The organism is Pseudorhodoplanes sp. (assembly GCF_046289595.1).
GTDB lineage: Bacteria > Pseudomonadota > Alphaproteobacteria > Rhizobiales > Xanthobacteraceae > Pseudorhodoplanes.
This window is the reverse complement of record NZ_JBKBVB010000098.1, coordinates 1-17,347: the sequence shown is the minus strand read 5'-3', so window position 1 is coordinate 17,347 and position 17,347 is coordinate 1. Positions and strand designations below refer to the sequence as shown.

Below are 17,347 nucleotides of genomic sequence, written 5' to 3'. Positions count from 1 at the left end.
GCTGCGCGCCCTGATCGCCGAGAGCCGGATCGCGTTGCCCGGTTTCCTGCCGCCGCCGGCGGCCGGCCTGTTCGGCTATCTCGGCTACGACATGGTGCGGCAGATGGAGCACCTGCCCAACGTCAATCCCGATCCGCTCGGCAGCGCGGACGCGCTGCTGATCCGTCCGACCATCGTCGTCGTGTTCGATTCGGTGACCGACCAGATCACGCTGGTGACGCCGGTGCGGCCCGAGCCGGGCGTGTCGGCGAAAGCTGCTCTGGCGCGCGCCACCGAACGCCTTGGCGCAATCGTCGACCGGCTCGACGCGCCGTTGCCCAAATCCTTTCGCGAAGACCATGCCGGCAGCATCGCTGCGACCGCGGTCTCCAATACAAGCCCCGCCGAATATGCCGCGATGGTCGCCCGCGCCAAGGATTACATTGCCGCAGGCGACATCTTTCAGGTGGTGCTGGCGCAGCGCTTCGAAGCGCCGTTCGATCTCTCGCCCTTCTCGCTGTACCGGGCGCTGCGGCGGGTCAATCCGGCTCCCTTTCTGTATTTCCTCGATTTCGGCGCGCTGGCGATCGCAGGGTCGAGCCCGGAAATTCTGGTGCGCGTGCGCGAACGCCGCGTCACCATCCGCCCGATCGCCGGAACGCGGCCGCGCGGTGCGACGCCGCATGAAGATGCAGCGCTGGAGCGCGACTTGCTCGCCGACCCGAAAGAGCTGGCCGAGCATCTGATGCTGCTCGATCTCGGACGCAACGACGTCGGACGGGTCGCGAAGATCGGGTCGGTCGACGTCACCGGCAAGTTCTTCATCGAGCGCTACAGCCAGGTGATGCACATCGTGTCCAATGTCGAGGGCGAACTCGCCGACCGACACGATGCCCTCGATGCGCTGATCGCCGGATTTCCGGCCGGCACCGTGTCCGGCGCGCCGAAGGTGCGCGCGATGCAGATCATCGACGAACTGGAGAAGGAAAAGCGCGGCATCTATGCCGGCTGCGTCGGCTATTTCTCGGCCGCCGGCGACATGGATACCTGCATCGTGCTGCGCACCGCGGTGATCAAGGACGGCACCATGTATGTGCAGGCCGGCGCCGGCATCGTCGCCGACAGCGATCCGGCCGCCGAGCAGCAGGAATGCATCAACAAGGCGAAGGCGCTGTTCCGCGCCGCGGAAGAAGCGCGGCGCTTTGCCAGCCGCGCCGGGCGGGGACAATAGGCGCGCGCCCATGTTTCGCATTGTCCCGGCAGACCTCGACGCTCCCGATGTGATCGCGATGCTGGATGTCCATGTGACGCGGGCGCGGGCGGAGTCCGGTCTTGGCTCGTCGCATGCGCTCGACCGGTCCGGTTTGAAATCGCCGGCGGTCCGCGTCTGGACCCTGCATGACGCAGAGCGTCTCGCCGGCATCGGCGCGTTGATGCGATTGAATGCCGAGCACGGCGAGGTCAAATCGATGTACACCGCCGAGAGTCACCGGCGCCGCGGCGTCGCCCGCATCATGGTGGAACACATCATCGCCGAGGCGCGCGCGGCCGGCTTCTCCCGCCTCAGCCTGGACACCGGCTCATGGCCTTATTTCAAGCCTGCCGTGGCGCTGTACCGGAGCCACGGCTTCACCGAGTGCCAGCCGTTCGGCGACTATGTCCCGGATCCGAACAGCGTTTTCATGACCCTTGAGCTGAAAACCGGCTCGCCTTGACCCTTTCGGAACCCGTAGTCTAAGACCCCCGACACGCCGGGGCTGCCGCATGATCCTTCTGATCGACAACTACGACAGCTTTACTTTCAACCTCGTCCATTATCTGGGCGGGCTCGGCGCCGACATGTGCGTGTGCCGGAACGACAGCCTCACCCCGGATGAGGCGTTGGCGTTGAAACCGGAGGCGATCGTGCTCTCGCCAGGTCCCTGCACCCCGAACGAAGCCGGCATCTGTCTCGACCTGATCAAGAAGGCCAAGGACACCATCCCGATTCTCGGCGTGTGCCTTGGCCATCAGGCCATCGGCCAGGCCTTTGGCGGCGAGGTGGTGCGGGCACCCTCCCCGGTCCATGGCAAGGTTTCCGACATCCGTCACCAAGGCCGCAGCGTGTTTCGCGGCATAAACGGGCCATTCAAGGCGACGCGCTATCATTCCCTCGTGGTCCGCCGCGACACCATGCCGGACGACCTCGATGTCACGGCGGAAACCGCCGACGGATTGGTCATGGGTCTCGCGCATCAATCCCTGCCGCTGCATGGCGTGCAGTTTCATCCCGAAAGCATCGCCTCCGAGCACGGGCACCTGATCCTGAAGAATTTTCTCGACCTCGCCGCCGCCTGGAACGGCGCGCGGCGCAGCTTGCATTGAGGACGCCGCATGGCCGACGAATTCAAGGCATTGATCGCCAAGGCCGCGTCCGGCGCCGCATTGTCGCGCGAGGAAGCCGCGCTCGCCTTCGACCGGATGATGTCGGGCGAGGCGACGCCCTCGCAGATGGGCGGACTTCTGATGGCGCTGCGTGTGCGCGGCGAGAGCGTCGACGAGATCACCGGCGCAGTCAGCACCATGCGCGCCAAGATGACCAAGGTCGCAGCACCGCCCGGCGCCATCGACGTGGTCGGCACCGGCGGCGACGCCTCTGGCTCCTACAACATCTCGACCTGCGCGGCCTTCATCGTCGCCGGCGCCGGCGTGCCGGTCGCCAAGCACGGCAACCGCGCGCTGTCATCGAAATCCGGCGCCGCCGACGTGCTGACGGCGCTGGGCATCAAGATCGACCTGCGCCCCGACGAAATCACCCGCTGTATTTACGAAGCCGGCATCGGCTTCATGTTCGCGCCCGCGCATCACCCGGCGATGAAAAATGTCGGCGCGACGCGCGTCGAACTCGGCACCCGCACGATTTTCAATCTGCTCGGGCCGCTCTCCAATCCGGCGAGCGTCACCCGCCAGCTGGTCGGGGTGTTCTCGCGGCAATGGATCGAACCGCTGGCGCAGGTGCTGAAAATTCTGGGCTCGGACTCGGTCTGGGTGGTGCATGGCTCGGACGGGCTCGACGAGATCACGACCTCGGGACCGACCGCCGTCGCTGCGCTCGAGAACGGCACGATCCGGACCTTCGAGATCGCGCCGGCCGATATCGGGGTCGAGCCGGTGAAGCCGGAGGCTCTGCGCGGCGGCGATGCCGAGCACAATGCCGAGGCGCTGAAGGCGGTGCTGGAGGACAAACCCGGCGCGTACCGCGATGTCGCGGTGATGAATGCGGCGGCGGCGTTGGTGGTTGCCGGTGTCGCGAAGGATTTGAAGGACGGCGCCGAACAGGCGAGGAAGGCGTTGTCGACCGGCGCCGCGCGCGCGCGCCTCGACCGCCTGATCGCCGTGTCGAATTCGTGAGGGCGCGATGGCCGACATCCTGACCAAGATCGAGGCCTATAAGCGCGAGGAGATCGCCGCCGCCAAGCGCGGCAAGAGCCCCGCCACGCTCGACGCCGAAGCGCGCACGGCGTCGCCCGTCCGCAGCTTTTGCGGCGCCATCGAGAGGAAGCTCGCAGCCGGCCATTATGCATTGATTGCCGAGGTGAAGAAGGCGAGTCCGTCGAAGGGACTGATCCGCGCCGACTTCGATCCGGTCGCGATCGCCAGGGCCTATGAAGCCGGCGGCGCGGCCTGTCTCTCCGTGCTCACCGACACGCCCTCGTTCCAGGGCCGTCCGGACTTCCTGACCGCAGCCCGCACAGCGACGTCGCTGCCCGCGTTGCGCAAGGATTTCATGTACGACACCTATCAGGTCGCAGAAGCCCGCGCCTGGGGCGCCGACTGCATCCTCATCATCATGGCGGCGGTCGACGATGCGCTGGCGCACGACCTTGAATCGGCCGCGCAATCCTACGGCATGGATGCGCTGATCGAGGTCCATGACGAAGCCGAACTCGCTCGCGCGCTGAAGCTGCGTTCGCGTCTGATCGGCATCAATAACCGCAATCTGCGCACCTTCGAAACCTCGCTCGATGTCGGCCGCGCGCTCGCGCCAAAAGTGCCGCGCGACCGCCTGATCGTCGGCGAGAGCGGCATCTTCACCCCCGCCGATCTCGCGCTCTTGTCGGACGCCGGCATTTCCACCTTTCTGATCGGCGAGAGCCTGATGCGCGCATCCGACGTCACCGAGGCCACCCGGACGCTGCTGGCGCGGCCCGGGCTGCGTGCGGCGGCGAGCTAGATCATGACTGAAAGCACGAGCGGAAAGACACTGACCCATCTCGGCGCCTCCGGCGAGGCGCGCATGGTCGATGTCTCCGACAAGACGGTGACAGAGCGGGTCGCCATGGCCGAGGGTCGCGTCATCATGACGCCGGAGACGCTTGCGCTCGTCATCTCCGGCAACGCCAAGAAGGGCGACGTGCTCGGCACCGCACGCATCGCCGGCATCATGGCGGCCAAGCGCACCCACGATCTGATCCCGCTGTGCCATCCGCTGGCGCTGTCGCAGGTCGCCGTCGATCTCGCGCCGGACCAGTCCCTTCCCGGAATTGCGGTGCGCGCAACCGTGAAGGTCGCGGGACAAACCGGCGTGGAAATGGAGGCGCTGACCGCGGTGTCGGTGGCGTGTCTGACCATCTACGACATGGTCAAGGCCGCCGAACGCGGCATGCGCATCGAGGGCATTCGTCTGGTCGAAAAATCCGGCGGCAAGTCCGGGCCATACAAGGCGAAGGACTAGCCGATGGCGCTGCTGCCGGTCGCCGATGCTCTGCAACGAATCCTGGCGCAGGCGAACGCCCTGCCCGCCGAACGCGTGCCGATCACCGAGGCGCACCGGCGGGTGCTTGCGGAGGATTTGCGGTCGCTGCGCAGCCAGCCTCCGGCCGACGTGTCGGCCATGGACGGCTACGCGATCCGCGCCGAGGACGTGACCTCGGTGCCGATCGATCTGACGGTGGCCGGCGAAGTCGCTGCCGGCCGGCCGTTCGACGGCGCGGTGAAGGCGGGGCAGGCGGTGCGCATTTTCACCGGCGGCGAAGTGCCGGCGGGCGCCGATACCATTGTCGTGCAGGAACAGACCCGCCGCGAGGGCGACAGCGTCATCATCGCCAAACTCCCCGAAAAGGGCCGGCACATCCGCCGGGCCGGTCTTGATTTCAGCGAAGGCGAAACGCTTCTCGCCCGCGGCCGCCTGCTCACCGGACGCGACATCTCGCTTGCCGCCGCCATGAACCACCCGTTCCTGCCCGTCTATCGCAAGCCGCGGATCGCGCTGCTTGCGACCGGGGACGAACTAGTGCTGCCCGGACGCAAGCCCGGCCCCGGCCAGATCGTCTATTCGAACGGATATTCGGTCGCCGCACTCGCGCGGCAGGAAGGCGCCGAGGTGACCGACCTCGGCATCGCCCGCGACCGCATCGACGACACCGTCAGGGCGATCCAGGATGCCCGGATGCGGCGGGTCGATGTGCTCGTGACCATGGGCGGCGCGTCGGTCGGCGATTACGATGTCGTGCAGCAGGCGCTGACCGCCGAGGGCATGGCATTGTCATTCTGGAAGATCGCAATGCGCCCCGGCCGCCCGCTGATGCATGGACGGCTCGGACCGATCCATGTGCTCGGCCTGCCGGGCAACCCGGTCTCGGCCTTTGTCTGCGCCTATCTGTTTCTCGTGCCGCTGCTGCGGACACTGACCGGCCGCACCGATGCCATCGCTCAGCCGGACCACGCTCTGCTCGGCAGCGACCTGTCGGAAAACGACGAGCGCGAGGATTATCTGCGGGCCAAACTGTCGCGCTCGTCCCGCGGCGCGCTGGTCGCAACCGCCTTCCCGGTCCAGGATTCCTCGATGACCCGGTTCCTTGCCGAGGCCGACTGCCTGATCGTGCGAGAGGCGCATGCGCCAAAGGCGCTGGCCGGCTCGCCCTGCGCAATCATGAAGCTTCCCCTGTAGCAGCCTGTCGCATTCTTCACTTCAAATTAAGGGCTTGCGGAACACATATCGAACATATAGTGTTCGTTCATGATTTGTTTCGCATTCGTTGAGTTGGTTCCATCAACCCGAATGCCGGGCCGGGGAGACACGGTGGCATGCTGACCCGCAAGCAGTTCGAGCTTCTGCGATTCATCAATGATCGCCTCAAGGAAGCCGGCGTACCGCCGTCTTTCGACGAAATGAAGGACGCGCTCGATTTGCGCTCCAAGTCCGGAATCCACCGGCTGATTACCGCGCTGGAAGAGCGCGGATTCATCCGCCGGCTGCCCAACCGCGCCCGCGCCATCGAAGTGATCAAGCTGCCCGACTCGGTCAATCCCTCCGGACCGCGGCGCGGTTTCACGCCGAGCGTCATCGAAGGCAATCTCGGCCGGGTGCGGACGGCCTCCGAGGATGAGGGCGGCCGCCCGGTTGCAATTCCCGTCATGGGCCGCATCGCCGCGGGCACGCCGATCGAGGCGATCCAGACCAAGAGCCACACCATCAGCGTGCCGCCGGACATGCTGTCGTCGGGCGATCATTTCGCACTCGAAGTGCGCGGCGATTCGATGATCGATGCCGGCATCCTCGATGGCGACACCGTCCTGATCCGCAAGTCCGACGCCGCCGATACCGGCGATATCGTGGTGGCCCTGATCGACGATGAAGAGGCCACGCTGAAGCGTTTCCGCCGCCGCGGCGCGTCCATCGCGCTTGAACCGGCTAACACGTCGTATGAAGTCCGGATCCTGCCGCCGACGCGGGTGCGCATTCAGGGCAAGCTGGTCGGCCTACTCCGGCGCTACTGACGGCGAAGCGTGTCCCGGCGCATCCTCCGGCTCGAGGTCTGCCGGACGTGGCGTCGCATCGCGTGGCGCGACCGCCGGCCGCGAGACCGGCGGCTGGGCAGCGGCAGGCTGCTGCGGGGTCCATGGCCTGCGATAGGTCTGCGGCCGCGCCCAGTCCATGACGAAACGTCCGTCCGCAATGCGCGCCGCGGCAGCGCCGCCGGCGCGGACTGCATTGCGGTCGACGATCGGCACGCCGCAATGCGGCGGGGCGTTGCGCGCGGTGACCACAAAGCTCGCCGTTTCGCAATCCTCGTTGACCGCCTCCGCGGTTTTTGCAAGCGCGATGGGGCGACCGTCGGAAAGCCGCGCGACGCAGCCCTCGGCATCGCAGCGCACACCCTCGGCCAGCGTCGCGTCGGCCGCATCGCGCGCATCGCCATCGGCCGCCAGCCACTCGCGCAGCGCAAACGCATCGCGCCGATTCGCCATCACCCGCAGCGTGCCAGAGGCATCGCGGACCGCCACCATCCCGGCGTCCGCCGAAACCAGAATGTCCGGGCGGGACGTAGCCCAGGCGAGCGCAACACACAGCAGCACGAGCCCCGCGCCCGACCAGCGCAGCGGCGAGCGCAACAGGCACAGCACCACGAGCCCCGCAGTGCCGAGAAGCAGCGGCGCTGTTCCGAAAGCCGGTATCCGCCCGACCGCGCCGGGCAGGCTGGTCACAAAGGCTGCGACCGAGATCATCCAGCCGATCCCCTCGCCCATCAGCCACCAGAACGGCCGGTCGAAACCGAACGGGAGCATCGCAAGACCCAGCAATCCCGACGGCATCACCCAGATCGAGACCGCAGGCATCGCACACAGATTGGCAACAATGCCGTAGGGCGCGAGCCGATGAAAATGATAGGCGGCAAACAATGTGGTGGCGCCGCCCGCCACCAGCGAGGCGACAATGACCGCTGCGATTTCGCGGCCGCCCCAGAGCGCGATGCGCGCCGCAAGCGGCGAGCCGGGCTCGGCGGAGATCCAGGGCAGGCCGCGTTCATAGACCGCGACCAGCGCCAGCGTCGCCGCAAACGACATCTGGAAGCTTGGATGCACGATGGCTTCCGGCGTGATTGCAAGCAGCACCAGAGCCGCAACGCAGATCGTGCGAAGCGTCAGCGCGGGTCGGTCGAACATCACCCCGATCAGGACGATCGCCGTCATGATGTAGGCGCGCTGGGTCGCGACCGCACCGCCCGACAGCAACAGATAGAACGAGGCCATGGCGAGCGCCGCAAGGGCCGCCCATTTCTTGATCGGGTAGCGGCTGGCGACCGCAGGAATCAGCGCCAGCCCCGCACGAAACACGAAGAAAGCGATGCCCGCGACCACCGCCATGTGATAGCCGGAAATCGCCAGCACATGCGCGAGGCTCGACACATACATCGCCTCGCTGATCGATGACGAAATCGCGCCGCGCTTGCCGGTGATCAACGCCGAGGCGATCGCGCCCTTGTCGCCCGGCACCGCGGCGCGGATGCGCGCGTCGATCGCGTCGCGGAGCGAACCGATCGCTGCGGCGGCGCGCAGCCACAGACCCGGCGGTTCGGGCGGCGCAGCTTCGCGGATCGCGCCCAGCACAAAACCGGTTGCCCCGATCCGCTGGAAATACAGATCGCGGGCGAAATCATAGCCGCCCGGCCGCAACGGCCCGAGCGGCGGGCTGAGACGCGCGCGCAATTCGACGAATGAGGCGACCTCCGGCGCCATCCCCTTGCGGACCGAGACGCGCACCCGTTCGAGCCTGGTGTCCAGTCTTGCGCCGCTGATGCGGTGGACGCGGATGACGATGCGGTCGGTGCGCTCGCGCTCTTCGCGCCGCTCGACAAAGCCCGACAGGCTCACATTGAAAGCGGGCGCCGTCAGAACCGGATGCGCGATCCGGGCCGCCTTCCAGGTTGCGAGCGTGAAGCCGAGCCCGAGCATCGTCGCGGCGAGCGTCAGCGCGAAAGCCAGAGGTTTTGCCCGTGCCGCGACGCATAGCACCGCCGCGATCGCCGTGACAGCCAGCCCGGCCCATAAATGCGGCTCACGATCCGCCGAAAAATACAGGATCACCCCGACGCCGAAGGCGACCGGCAGCCACGGCACCAGCCGCCCCGGTGCAACGTCGTGCGCGGTCCATCGTGCGAGCCGCGCGCCTGCGCCTTGCGCGAAGGGCGCGGCCGCTGCGTCAAGCCAGGGTGGCGCCGCGGAACGACCTCGGGCGCCAAGCGGCCAGGTGGACGTGCCCGCGCGCGCCGTTCCGCGGCCTGCGCGCGCCCGGCCTCCCGGATCGTCCTCACCCGTCATGCAGCCCCGCCCCCGGCACGCCACCGGAGGTTGAGCCTACATCAAATTCGAATCAGCCGCCTGCGCCAACCGCCTTGGCGTAGCTGTCGCGCAGCCCGATGGTGCGGTTGAAGACCGGACGGCCCGGCCTGGAATCGCGATCGCGGACGAAATAGCCCTGCCGTTCGAACTGCATGGGCTCCGCTGAATTGTCCGCGAGGATCGCAGGTTCGAGCTTCGCATCCGGCAGGATTTCGAGCGATTCCGGATTGAGATCGGCGACGAAATTGGCCGCATCCGGATCCGGCCGCACGAACAGCGGATTGTAGAGCCGCACTTCCGCGGGGACCGCATCCTGCGCCGAGACCCAGTGAATGGTCGCCTTGACCTTGCGGCCGTCGGGCGCGTTGCCGCCGCGGGTCGCCGGATCGTAAGTGCAGCGCAGCGCCACGACCTCGCCCGCCGCGTCCTTCACCACCTCGCGGCAGGTGATAAAAAACGCATAGCGCAGCCGCACTTCGCTGCCCGGCGACAGGCGGAAGAACTTCTTCGGCGGATTCTCCATGAAGTCGTCGCGCTCGATGAAAAGCTCGCGGCCGAACCGGATCGTGCGGCTGCCGGCGCTGGCATCGTCCGGATGGTTGGCGGCTTCGAGTTCTTCGCTCTGTCCGTCCGGATAATTCTCGATCACCACCTTGAGCGGGCGAAGCACCGCCATGCGGCGCAGCGCGGTCCTGTTCAGCGTCTCGCGGATCGAGAAGTCGAGCATCTGGATATCGACGATGCTGTTCGCCTTGGCGACGCCGATGCGCTTGACGAAATCGCGCAAGGCGGCCGGCGGCACGCCGCGGCGGCGCAAGCCGGCGAGCGTCGGCATCCGCGGATCGTCCCAGCCCGACACATGCTTGTCCTGCACCAGCCGGTTCAGCACGCGCTTGGACAGCACCGTATAGGTCAGGTTTAGCCGGGCAAATTCGTACTGGCGCGGGCGCGACGGCACCGGCAGGTTTTCGATGAACCAGTCATAGAGCGGCCGGTGATCCTCGAATTCCAGCGTGCAGATCGAGTGCGTGATGTGCTCGATCGCATCCGACTGGCCGTGCGCATAGTCATAGCTCGGATAGATTTTCCAGGCATCGCCCGTGCGCGGATGGGTGGCGTGCAGGATGCGGTACAGCACCGGGTCGCGCAGGTTGATATTGCCGGACGCCATGTCGATCTTGGCGCGCAGCACGCGGGCGCCGTTGGGGAATTCGCCGGCCCGCATGCGGCGAAACAGGTCGAGATTTTCCTCGACCGAGCGGTCGCGGAACGGCGAATTCCTGCCGGGTTCGGTCAGCGTGCCGCGGGCCGCGCGCATTTCATCCGGCGACTGGTCGTCGACATAGGCCTTGCCGTCCCGGATCAGACGCTCGGCCCATTCATAGAGCTGCTCGAAATAGTCGGAGGCGTGATAGAGATGCTCGCCCCAATCGTAGCCGAGCCAGCGCACATCGGCCTTGATCGCGTCGATATATTCCTGCTCCTCCTTGACCGGATTGGTGTCGTCGAAACGCAGGTGGCAGCGCCCGCCGAATTCCTGCGCGATGCCGAAATTCAGCGCGATCGACTTGGCGTGGCCGATATGCAGATAGCCGTTCGGTTCGGGGGGAAACCGCGTCACCACGCTCGTGTGCCGGCCCGAATCGAGATCGGCCTGCACGATGTCGCGGATGAAGTCGCGTCCCGCCTCCGAAGTCTCGTCCGCCGCCATCTTATCGTCTCTCTCGCGCGCATGCCGCAGCGCGCCTCTCTGCCAAATTCGGCCCGGCGCGCCAAGCGCCGCGTTGTTTTGCCCTTAGGCCGGCGCGTCCAGCGCGCATGCGCCGCCGCCCCGGACAGCGGCGAGGTTCGGCTAACCTTGCCCCGTCATTGCCGCAATGAGCGGCAAAGCGCTGTTTCGGAAGCCGCGCCCCCATGTTAGACGGGCAAAACCCTAACCGAACCATTCCCGCCGGATGACCGTCGTAACCCGCTTCGCCCCCTCGCCAACCGGTTTTCTGCATATCGGCGGGGCCCGCACCGCACTGTTCAATTGGCTCTATGCGCGCGGCCGCGGCGGCAAGATGCTGCTGCGGATCGAGGACACCGACCGCGAGCGCTCCACCGAGGCCGCGATCGAGGCCATCATCGACGGCCTCACCTGGCTCGGCATCGCCTGGGACGGCGATGTCGTCTACCAATATGCGCGGGCCGCCCGCCACCGCGAGGTGGCCGAACAGCTCCTGGCCACGGGCCGCGCCTATCGTTGCTATGCCAGCGCCGAGGAGCTTGCGCAGATGCGCGAAGCCGCACGCGCCAGGGGCAAGGCAAGGCTCTATGACGGGCGCTGGCGCGACCGCGACCCCGCAGACGCGCCCGAAGGCGTCAAGCCGGTGATCCGCCTGAAGTCGCCGCTCACCGGCGAGACCGTGATCGAGGATCAGGTCCAGGGCCGTGTGGTCTGGCAGAACGAGGATCTCGACGACCTCGTGCTGCTGCGCTCCGACGGCAACCCGACCTATATGCTCGCGGTCGTGGTCGACGATCACGACATGGGCGTCACCCATATCATTCGCGGCGACGACCACCTGACCAACGCCGCGCGCCAGACCCAGATCTATGAGGCGCTGGGCTGGCCGGTTCCGGTCATGGCGCATATCCCGCTGATCCACGGGCCGGACGGCTCGAAGCTGTCGAAGCGTCACGGTGCGCTCGGCGTCGATGCCTATCGGGCCCGCGGCTATCTGCCCGAGGCCTTGCGCAATTATCTGGTGCGGCTCGGCTGGAGCCATGGCGATCAGGAGATTTTCTCGACGCAGGAGATGATCGAGCTGTTCGACCTGCCGCAGATCGGCCGCTCGGCCGCGCGCTTCGACTTCGTGAAGCTTGAAAGCCTCAACGGCCATTACATGCGGCAAATGCCGGATGCGGACCTTCTTGCGCAATTCGAGCGCGCCCTGCCCTTCATTGAGGGCGGCGCGGAACTTGCCGCAAAGCTGGACGGGGCATTGCGCGGCCAGCTGCTGCGCGCCATGCCCGGCCTGAAGGAACGCGCCAAGACGCTGGTCGACCTGCTCGACCAGTCGCGCTTCATCTGGGCCGGCCGCCCGGTGTCGATGGAGGACAAGGCGAAAGCGCTGCTTACCCCCGAAGCGCGCCGTCTGCTCGACGGCCTTGTCCCGCATTTCGAGACGTTGCGGGATTGGTCGGCGCAATCCACCGAAGCCGCGGTGCGCGACTATGCCGATTCCGTGAATGTGAAACTGGGCAGCGTGGCGCAGCCGCTGCGCGCGGCGCTGACCGGCCGGGCCACATCGCCCGGTATTTTCGACGTGCTCGCAGTGCTCGGCCAGGCCGAAAGCATTGCGCGAATCCGCGATCAGGCGACCGCCGGCGGGTCGGCCGCAGCCTGAAACACCGGACTACCGTTGCCCATCTTGCAGCGCGGAAAGGGATGGGCTACGCCACCTGCGCTGGACCAATTCCCCGGGTCATGGGCTGAAGAGCCGGTCGGAATGCGACCGGCCCGTGGCGCTCAGAATCCGGATTTCTTGCAAGAGGACGCCGATGGACGCGAAAACGGCAAGCGCAAAAACCGCAAAGGTCACGGTCGGCGGCGACAGCCACGATTTCCCGGTCAAGACCGGCACCATCGGTCCCGACGTCATCGACATCTCGAAGCTTTATGGCGCCACCGGGATGTTCACCTACGATCCCGGCTTCACCTCGACCGCGAGCTGCGAATCCAAGATCACCTATATCGACGGCGACGAAGGCATCCTGCTGTATCGCGGCTATCCGATCGAGCAGCTCGCCGAGCACGGCGACTTTCTGGAGACCTGCTATCTCCTCCTGTTCGGCGAATTGCCGACGGCGACCCAGAAGGCGGATTTCGTCAAGCGCGTGACCAACCACACCATGGTGCACGAGCAGATGAGCCGCTTCTTCCAGGGCTTCCGCCGCGACGCGCATCCGATGGCGGTGATGGTCGGATCGGTCGGCGCGCTGTCGGCCTTCTATCACGACTCCACCGACATCTCCGATCCGTATCAGCGGCTCGTCGCCTCGATCCGCATGATCGCGAAGCTGCCGACGCTCGCCGCGATGGCCTACAAGTACACGATCGGCCAGCCCTTCATCTATCCGACCAATGCGCTCGATTATTCGTCGAACTTCCTGAAAATGTGCTTCGCGGTGCCGTGCGAGGAATACCGCGCCAATCCGGTGCTGGCGCGCGCCATGGACCGCATCTTCATCCTGCATGCGGACCACGAGCAGAACGCCTCGACCTCGACGGTGCGGCTCGCCGGCTCCTCGGGCGCCAATCCGTTCGCCTGCATTGCGGCCGGCGTCGCCTGCCTCTGGGGCCCCGCCCATGGCGGCGCCAACGAGGCCGCCCTGAAGATGCTGACCGAGATCGGCACCGTCGACCGCATTCCCGAATATGTGAAGCGCGCCAAGGACAAGAACGATCCGTTCCGCCTCATGGGCTTCGGCCACCGGGTCTACAAGAATTACGATCCGCGCGCCAAGATCATGCAGAAGACCTGCCACGAGGTTCTCGCCGAGGTCGGCCACCAGGACGACCCGCTTTTGCAGGTGGCGATGGAGCTCGAACGCATCGCGCTGCACGACGACTATTTCATCGAGAAGAAGCTCTATCCGAATATCGACTTCTATTCCGGCATCACGCTGAAGGCGATGGGCTTCCCGACCTCGATGTTCACCGTGCTGTTTGCGGTCGCCCGCACCGTCGGCTGGATCGCGCAATGGAAGGAAATGATCGAGGATCCGCAGCAGAAGATCGGCCGCCCGCGCCAGCTCTATACCGGCTCGCCGCGCCGCGATTACGTGCCGATCTCGACGCGCAAGGCCTGATTATTCGGGTTAGTCCCAGGTTTTTGAAAGGCCGGCTCTCGCAGCCGGCCTTTTGCTTTCTGGAATGGTGCTGTTTGCGTATAGATTCGCGTTCGCCGTGTGCAGCAGGCGGGGAGACGAACGATGATGCCGACACTCTCGCAATTGATCGTGTGGATTGCCGTGGGCCTGATCGGCGGCACGCTCGCAGGCTACGCCATCACCTGGCACAAGGCCGGTTTCGGGATCTGGCGCAATGCCGCGCTCGGCCTTGTCGGCGCGCTGGTCGGCGGCTTTCTGTTCCGGCTGTTGGGACTTTTCCCGAACCTCGACCGGATTTCGATTTCGCTGCGCGACGTGGTCGCGGCCTTCATCGGCTCGCTGATCGTCCTGCTCGCAATCTGGGCATGGGATAAATTCGGGAAGTAGGTCTCCGCACCGCCTTCAGCCGGCATACCGGCGATACGGTCCTGAGATCGCTGCACCGGGCCCGGAATCCAGGGCCGAGAACGGGTGCCGCGCCGAATTGCGCGCTTCCGCGCTCTTGACAAAATTCCTATTAGGATAGTATACGCAGTTATCACCTTGACAAAAGTAGATTGGTTTGTCTTAATGGAGTCAAGGAGATAGCCAAATGGCCGCGAACCTCACCAACCCGATCTTCACCGACGAAGCCAAGGCCCGCCAGCACCTTGAGAAGGTGCGCTGGCCGGATGGCCCGGTTTGCCCCCATTGCGGCAACCTCAAGCAAGATCGGATTGCCAAGGTCGAAGGCAAGAAGCAGTCGCACCGCGAAGGCCTCTACTACTGCAACGAATGCAAAGGGCAGTTCACTGTCACGGTCGGCACCGTGTTCGAGCGCTCCAAGCTGCCGCTGTCCAAGTGGTGGCTGGCGATGCACCTTATGGCCGCCAGCAAGAAGGGCATGTCCGCTCACCAAATGAGCCGCATGCTGGGCATCTCGTACAAGTCCACTTGGTTCATGCTTCACCGCATTCGTGAAGCGATGCGCGATGCCAACCCGTCCCCGATGGGGAACAATGGCGGGCCGGTGCAGGCCGACGAAACCTACTATGGCAACACGTCCAAGCGCGCGAAGGGATACAAGAAGGGCCTGCGCCACAAGTCCAGCGTTGTGGCGCTTGTCGAGCCGTCAACCGGCAAGGCCCGTGCCTTCAAGGTCGAAAGCGCAAATGCTGAGACGGTTGCGAAGATCGTCTACACCAACATCCGCCGCAAGGCGACGCTCGTTACCGACGAAGCGCCGGTCTACACGTTCATCGGCTCACAGTTTGCCGAACACCAAACCCTGATCCACACCGGACGCGAATACGTCAACAAGGATGGCTACACCACGAACAACGTCGAGAATTTCTTCGGCATCTTCAAGAAGGGCATGTCCGGCGTTTATCACTATTGCGGTGAGCAACACTTGCAACGCTACCTTGACGAATTTTCGTTCCGCTACAGCAACCGCTCTGGCCTTGGCGTTGATGATGTGATGCGCGCCGAATTGATCGCCAAGGGCGCGGACGGCAAGCGCCTCACCTATCGACGGCCTAATTAAGATTGTCTCGAAAAAGCAGGCCGCGCGCCGCTTTTTGGCATGGCGAAAGCGCCAATCCAGACCGTGATATTATCGGTGCCACACTGATTCGGTGGGGAACCGGGATAGCAGCCCGGCCCCCCGAAAGCGCCCTACGGTTCGAGCCGTACATAGGGACGCTTGTCTTTGCACGGCTCACACCCAGAAAGGGAGTTCGAGCCGTGACTGATTCAGACGAAATCAAGCAGCAGATCGCAGAGATGCGCGCGATGATAGCCTCGCAGGCAAACGAGATTGCGCATCTCAAAGCCAAATGGGACCGCTTCGAAAACGACATGATCCGTATGAGCAGAAATCCGAGCTTGGTCGTGCAGCAGGTTCAGCAACAGATGCGCGCTCATGGAATACGACTTCCGCTAATACAGCGCTGATCACTATACGCGCCGATTCGGCCTCTTAGCGTAGGAGGGCCGCAACGGAGACTACACATGGGTGAGATTAACGACCGCGAGCGCGCAACGATCAGTGCATTTCTCGATGCTATCAAGTCGCGCCTTAACGACGAAGATGGCAGGACGGTTATATCCAGCGTGATTGCCGATTTCGCACGAGGCAGTAGGAATAAGGCATTTGCCTATATGAACAAGGTTCTCCGCGGGACGGGAGATTAGCCCCGTCTACCTAGCCTTCTTCACTGCGGCCTTTCGTACCTTCATTTCCGAATGCTGCTTCGGCGGCATCGCTAGCATTTTGCGCATGATGTCGTCGCGGCGCTGATCGACTTGCGGTCCAGATTCCAAATCGGCTTCGACCTTTTCACGCTTTCGCTTTTGCAGCATCGGCGCTTTCTTCTTTTTTGGGGACACCATGACCGAACCCCTGTTGAGACAACTCCCGTTGGGAGAGTTTGGCCTACCCAGCGAATCCGACAGTGAGCTTATCAGCTATATCGTTGTGGGTCGTGCCGTGATCCACTGGGGCAGCCTGGAACAGAACTACAATTATCTCGTGGCCTATCTTTACCGGAAGTTCGGTGGGGCTATCCAGCCTCCGTTTGGGCTCAAACGAAAGATCGAATTCTGGAACCAGTGCTTTCAGCAGCAAGACAGTCTGTCCTACATGCGCGACCAAGCATTGAAGTTTTCCCGCGATCTTGTCGAGGCAAAGAATCAGCGGGATATTCTTCTGCATTTTGCATGGCAGTCGGACCGCAAAGACCCGCGTAAACCCCTTGTGGGACGCTCGATACGTTCGATTTCCGACGGGCACCAAAAGGAGGCTATGGACCTGCCCCTCCGGGCCATCAACGGCCTCGTGAACAAGACCAACAATCTCAATCTGAGGCTGATGGGCCTGACGTTCCAGCTGCTTGGGATATCGAAGCGGAAATGATCCGGTAGATTTTCACGACCTCATCGAGCGCGCGATAGGAACCGCTGCGCTCCCATTCGTGAATAACCTGTTCGGCCGCCAATAGAGCCGCCTCAGGCAAAACGAGCCCATCAATCTCGACAGTTTTTGCAACCGGATCGTCCGGCATGGCGTTCTCCTATTGAGCGCCACGCCATCCCCTTGATTTGACTCAGCAATTTCAGAGCCGGACTTTTGTCAAGGTGATAACTGCGATAGTATACCTAGCGTGTCCTGCTCGCGAGGGGCGTCTTCCGGAGACGTTCGCTGGACGGAGCAGGACGCGGCGCCCTGCGGGCCGGCTCTAACGTGGAGCCTGCTCCCGGGTGGCCCCGGGACTCCGCCCTGCCGGCACTAGGTTCTGTACCCATAAAGGGGATTCCCGAAGCGGGTGTAAAGTGATTCAACCTCCTGACGGAGGAGATCATGGCCCGTTTCGATCTCAGTGATGCGGAGTGGCGGATCATCGCGCCG

The 17,347-nt window shown here is 64.6% G+C and carries 18 protein-coding genes; 15 read left to right on the top strand and 3 right to left on the bottom strand.

Annotation, left to right across the window (positions count from 1 at the left end; all coding sequences use genetic code 11):
- From ACK41X_RS17660 to lexA, 8 genes are all read left to right on the top strand, one after another.
- Positions 1–1,210, top strand: a 1,210-nt coding sequence (locus tag ACK41X_RS17660) for an anthranilate synthase component I family protein (RefSeq protein ID WP_409726018.1), incomplete at its 5' end; no start/stop codon positions are given.
- A 10-nt stretch (positions 1,211–1,220) separates the two neighbouring features.
- Positions 1,221–1,694, top strand: a complete 474-nt coding sequence (locus ACK41X_RS17655) for a GNAT family N-acetyltransferase (RefSeq protein WP_409726016.1) — start codon at positions 1,221–1,223, stop codon at positions 1,692–1,694.
- Between the two features lie 49 nt (positions 1,695–1,743).
- Positions 1,744–2,343 carry an anthranilate synthase component II gene (locus ACK41X_RS17650; protein WP_409726014.1) on the top strand — a complete coding sequence of 200 codons (600 nt, stop codon included), beginning with the start codon at positions 1,744–1,746 and terminating at the stop codon, positions 2,341–2,343.
- Between the two features lie 9 nt (positions 2,344–2,352).
- Entirely contained in the window at positions 2,353–3,369 is a 1,017-nt protein-coding gene (gene trpD, locus ACK41X_RS17645) for an anthranilate phosphoribosyltransferase (RefSeq protein WP_409726012.1), read from the top strand.
- A 7-nt stretch (positions 3,370–3,376) separates the two neighbouring features.
- Complete coding sequence (gene trpC / locus ACK41X_RS17640; RefSeq protein ID WP_409726010.1) at positions 3,377–4,192, top strand: indole-3-glycerol phosphate synthase TrpC; 816 nt, start codon at positions 3,377–3,379, stop codon at positions 4,190–4,192.
- Between the two features lie 3 nt (positions 4,193–4,195).
- Entirely contained in the window at positions 4,196–4,693 is a 498-nt protein-coding gene (moaC, locus tag ACK41X_RS17635) for a cyclic pyranopterin monophosphate synthase MoaC (RefSeq protein WP_409726008.1), read from the top strand.
- 3 nt (positions 4,694–4,696) lie between these two features.
- Entirely contained in the window at positions 4,697–5,908 is a 1,212-nt protein-coding gene (gene glp, locus ACK41X_RS17630) for a gephyrin-like molybdotransferase Glp (protein WP_409726006.1), read from the top strand.
- Between the two features lie 137 nt (positions 5,909–6,045).
- Positions 6,046–6,738 carry a transcriptional repressor LexA gene (gene lexA / locus ACK41X_RS17625; protein ID WP_409726004.1) on the top strand — a complete coding sequence of 231 codons (693 nt, stop codon included), beginning with the start codon at positions 6,046–6,048 and terminating at the stop codon, positions 6,736–6,738.
- Here lexA and ACK41X_RS17620 read toward each other — a convergent pair.
- On the bottom strand, positions 6,721–9,060 hold the full coding sequence (locus ACK41X_RS17620; RefSeq protein ID WP_409726002.1) for a ComEC/Rec2 family competence protein: 2,340 nt from the start codon (positions 9,058–9,060) through the stop codon (positions 6,721–6,723). The genes lexA and ACK41X_RS17620 overlap by 18 nt on opposite strands.
- 52 nt (positions 9,061–9,112) lie before the next feature.
- On the bottom strand, positions 9,113–10,792 hold the full coding sequence (locus ACK41X_RS17615) for a glutamine--tRNA ligase/YqeY domain fusion protein (protein WP_409726000.1): 1,680 nt from the start codon (positions 10,790–10,792) through the stop codon (positions 9,113–9,115).
- A gap of 244 nt (positions 10,793–11,036) precedes the next feature.
- Between ACK41X_RS17615 and gltX the strand changes: the two genes are divergently transcribed.
- From gltX to ACK41X_RS17585, 6 genes are all read left to right on the top strand, one after another.
- Positions 11,037–12,473 (top strand): glutamate--tRNA ligase, encoded by a 1,437-nt coding sequence (gltX, locus tag ACK41X_RS17610; RefSeq protein ID WP_409725998.1) that lies wholly within the window; start codon positions 11,037–11,039, stop codon positions 12,471–12,473.
- A 154-nt stretch (positions 12,474–12,627) separates the two neighbouring features.
- Entirely contained in the window at positions 12,628–13,938 is a 1,311-nt protein-coding gene (gene gltA / locus ACK41X_RS17605) for a citrate synthase (RefSeq protein WP_409725996.1), read from the top strand.
- A gap of 123 nt (positions 13,939–14,061) precedes the next feature.
- On the top strand, positions 14,062–14,346 hold the full coding sequence (locus ACK41X_RS17600) for a GlsB/YeaQ/YmgE family stress response membrane protein (RefSeq protein ID WP_409725995.1): 285 nt from the start codon (positions 14,062–14,064) through the stop codon (positions 14,344–14,346).
- Between the two features lie 205 nt (positions 14,347–14,551).
- Complete coding sequence (locus ACK41X_RS17595) at positions 14,552–15,484, top strand: IS1595 family transposase (RefSeq protein ID WP_409725993.1); 933 nt, start codon at positions 14,552–14,554, stop codon at positions 15,482–15,484.
- A gap of 200 nt (positions 15,485–15,684) precedes the next feature.
- Positions 15,685–15,894, top strand: a complete 210-nt coding sequence (locus ACK41X_RS17590; RefSeq protein ID WP_409725991.1) for a hypothetical protein — start codon at positions 15,685–15,687, stop codon at positions 15,892–15,894.
- Between the two features lie 57 nt (positions 15,895–15,951).
- Entirely contained in the window at positions 15,952–16,134 is a 183-nt protein-coding gene (locus tag ACK41X_RS17585; protein ID WP_409725990.1) for a hypothetical protein, read from the top strand.
- A gap of 6 nt (positions 16,135–16,140) precedes the next feature.
- On the opposite strand, the gene ACK41X_RS17580 is transcribed toward ACK41X_RS17585, so the two are convergent.
- Positions 16,141–16,302, bottom strand: a complete 162-nt coding sequence (locus ACK41X_RS17580) for a hypothetical protein (protein ID WP_409725988.1) — start codon at positions 16,300–16,302, stop codon at positions 16,141–16,143.
- A 28-nt stretch (positions 16,303–16,330) separates the two neighbouring features.
- On the opposite strand from ACK41X_RS17580, the gene ACK41X_RS17575 reads away from it, so the two are divergent.
- Positions 16,331–16,855 carry a hypothetical protein gene (locus ACK41X_RS17575; protein ID WP_409725986.1) on the top strand — a complete coding sequence of 175 codons (525 nt, stop codon included), beginning with the start codon at positions 16,331–16,333 and terminating at the stop codon, positions 16,853–16,855.
- The last annotated feature ends 492 nt before the right edge of the window (positions 16,856–17,347 follow it).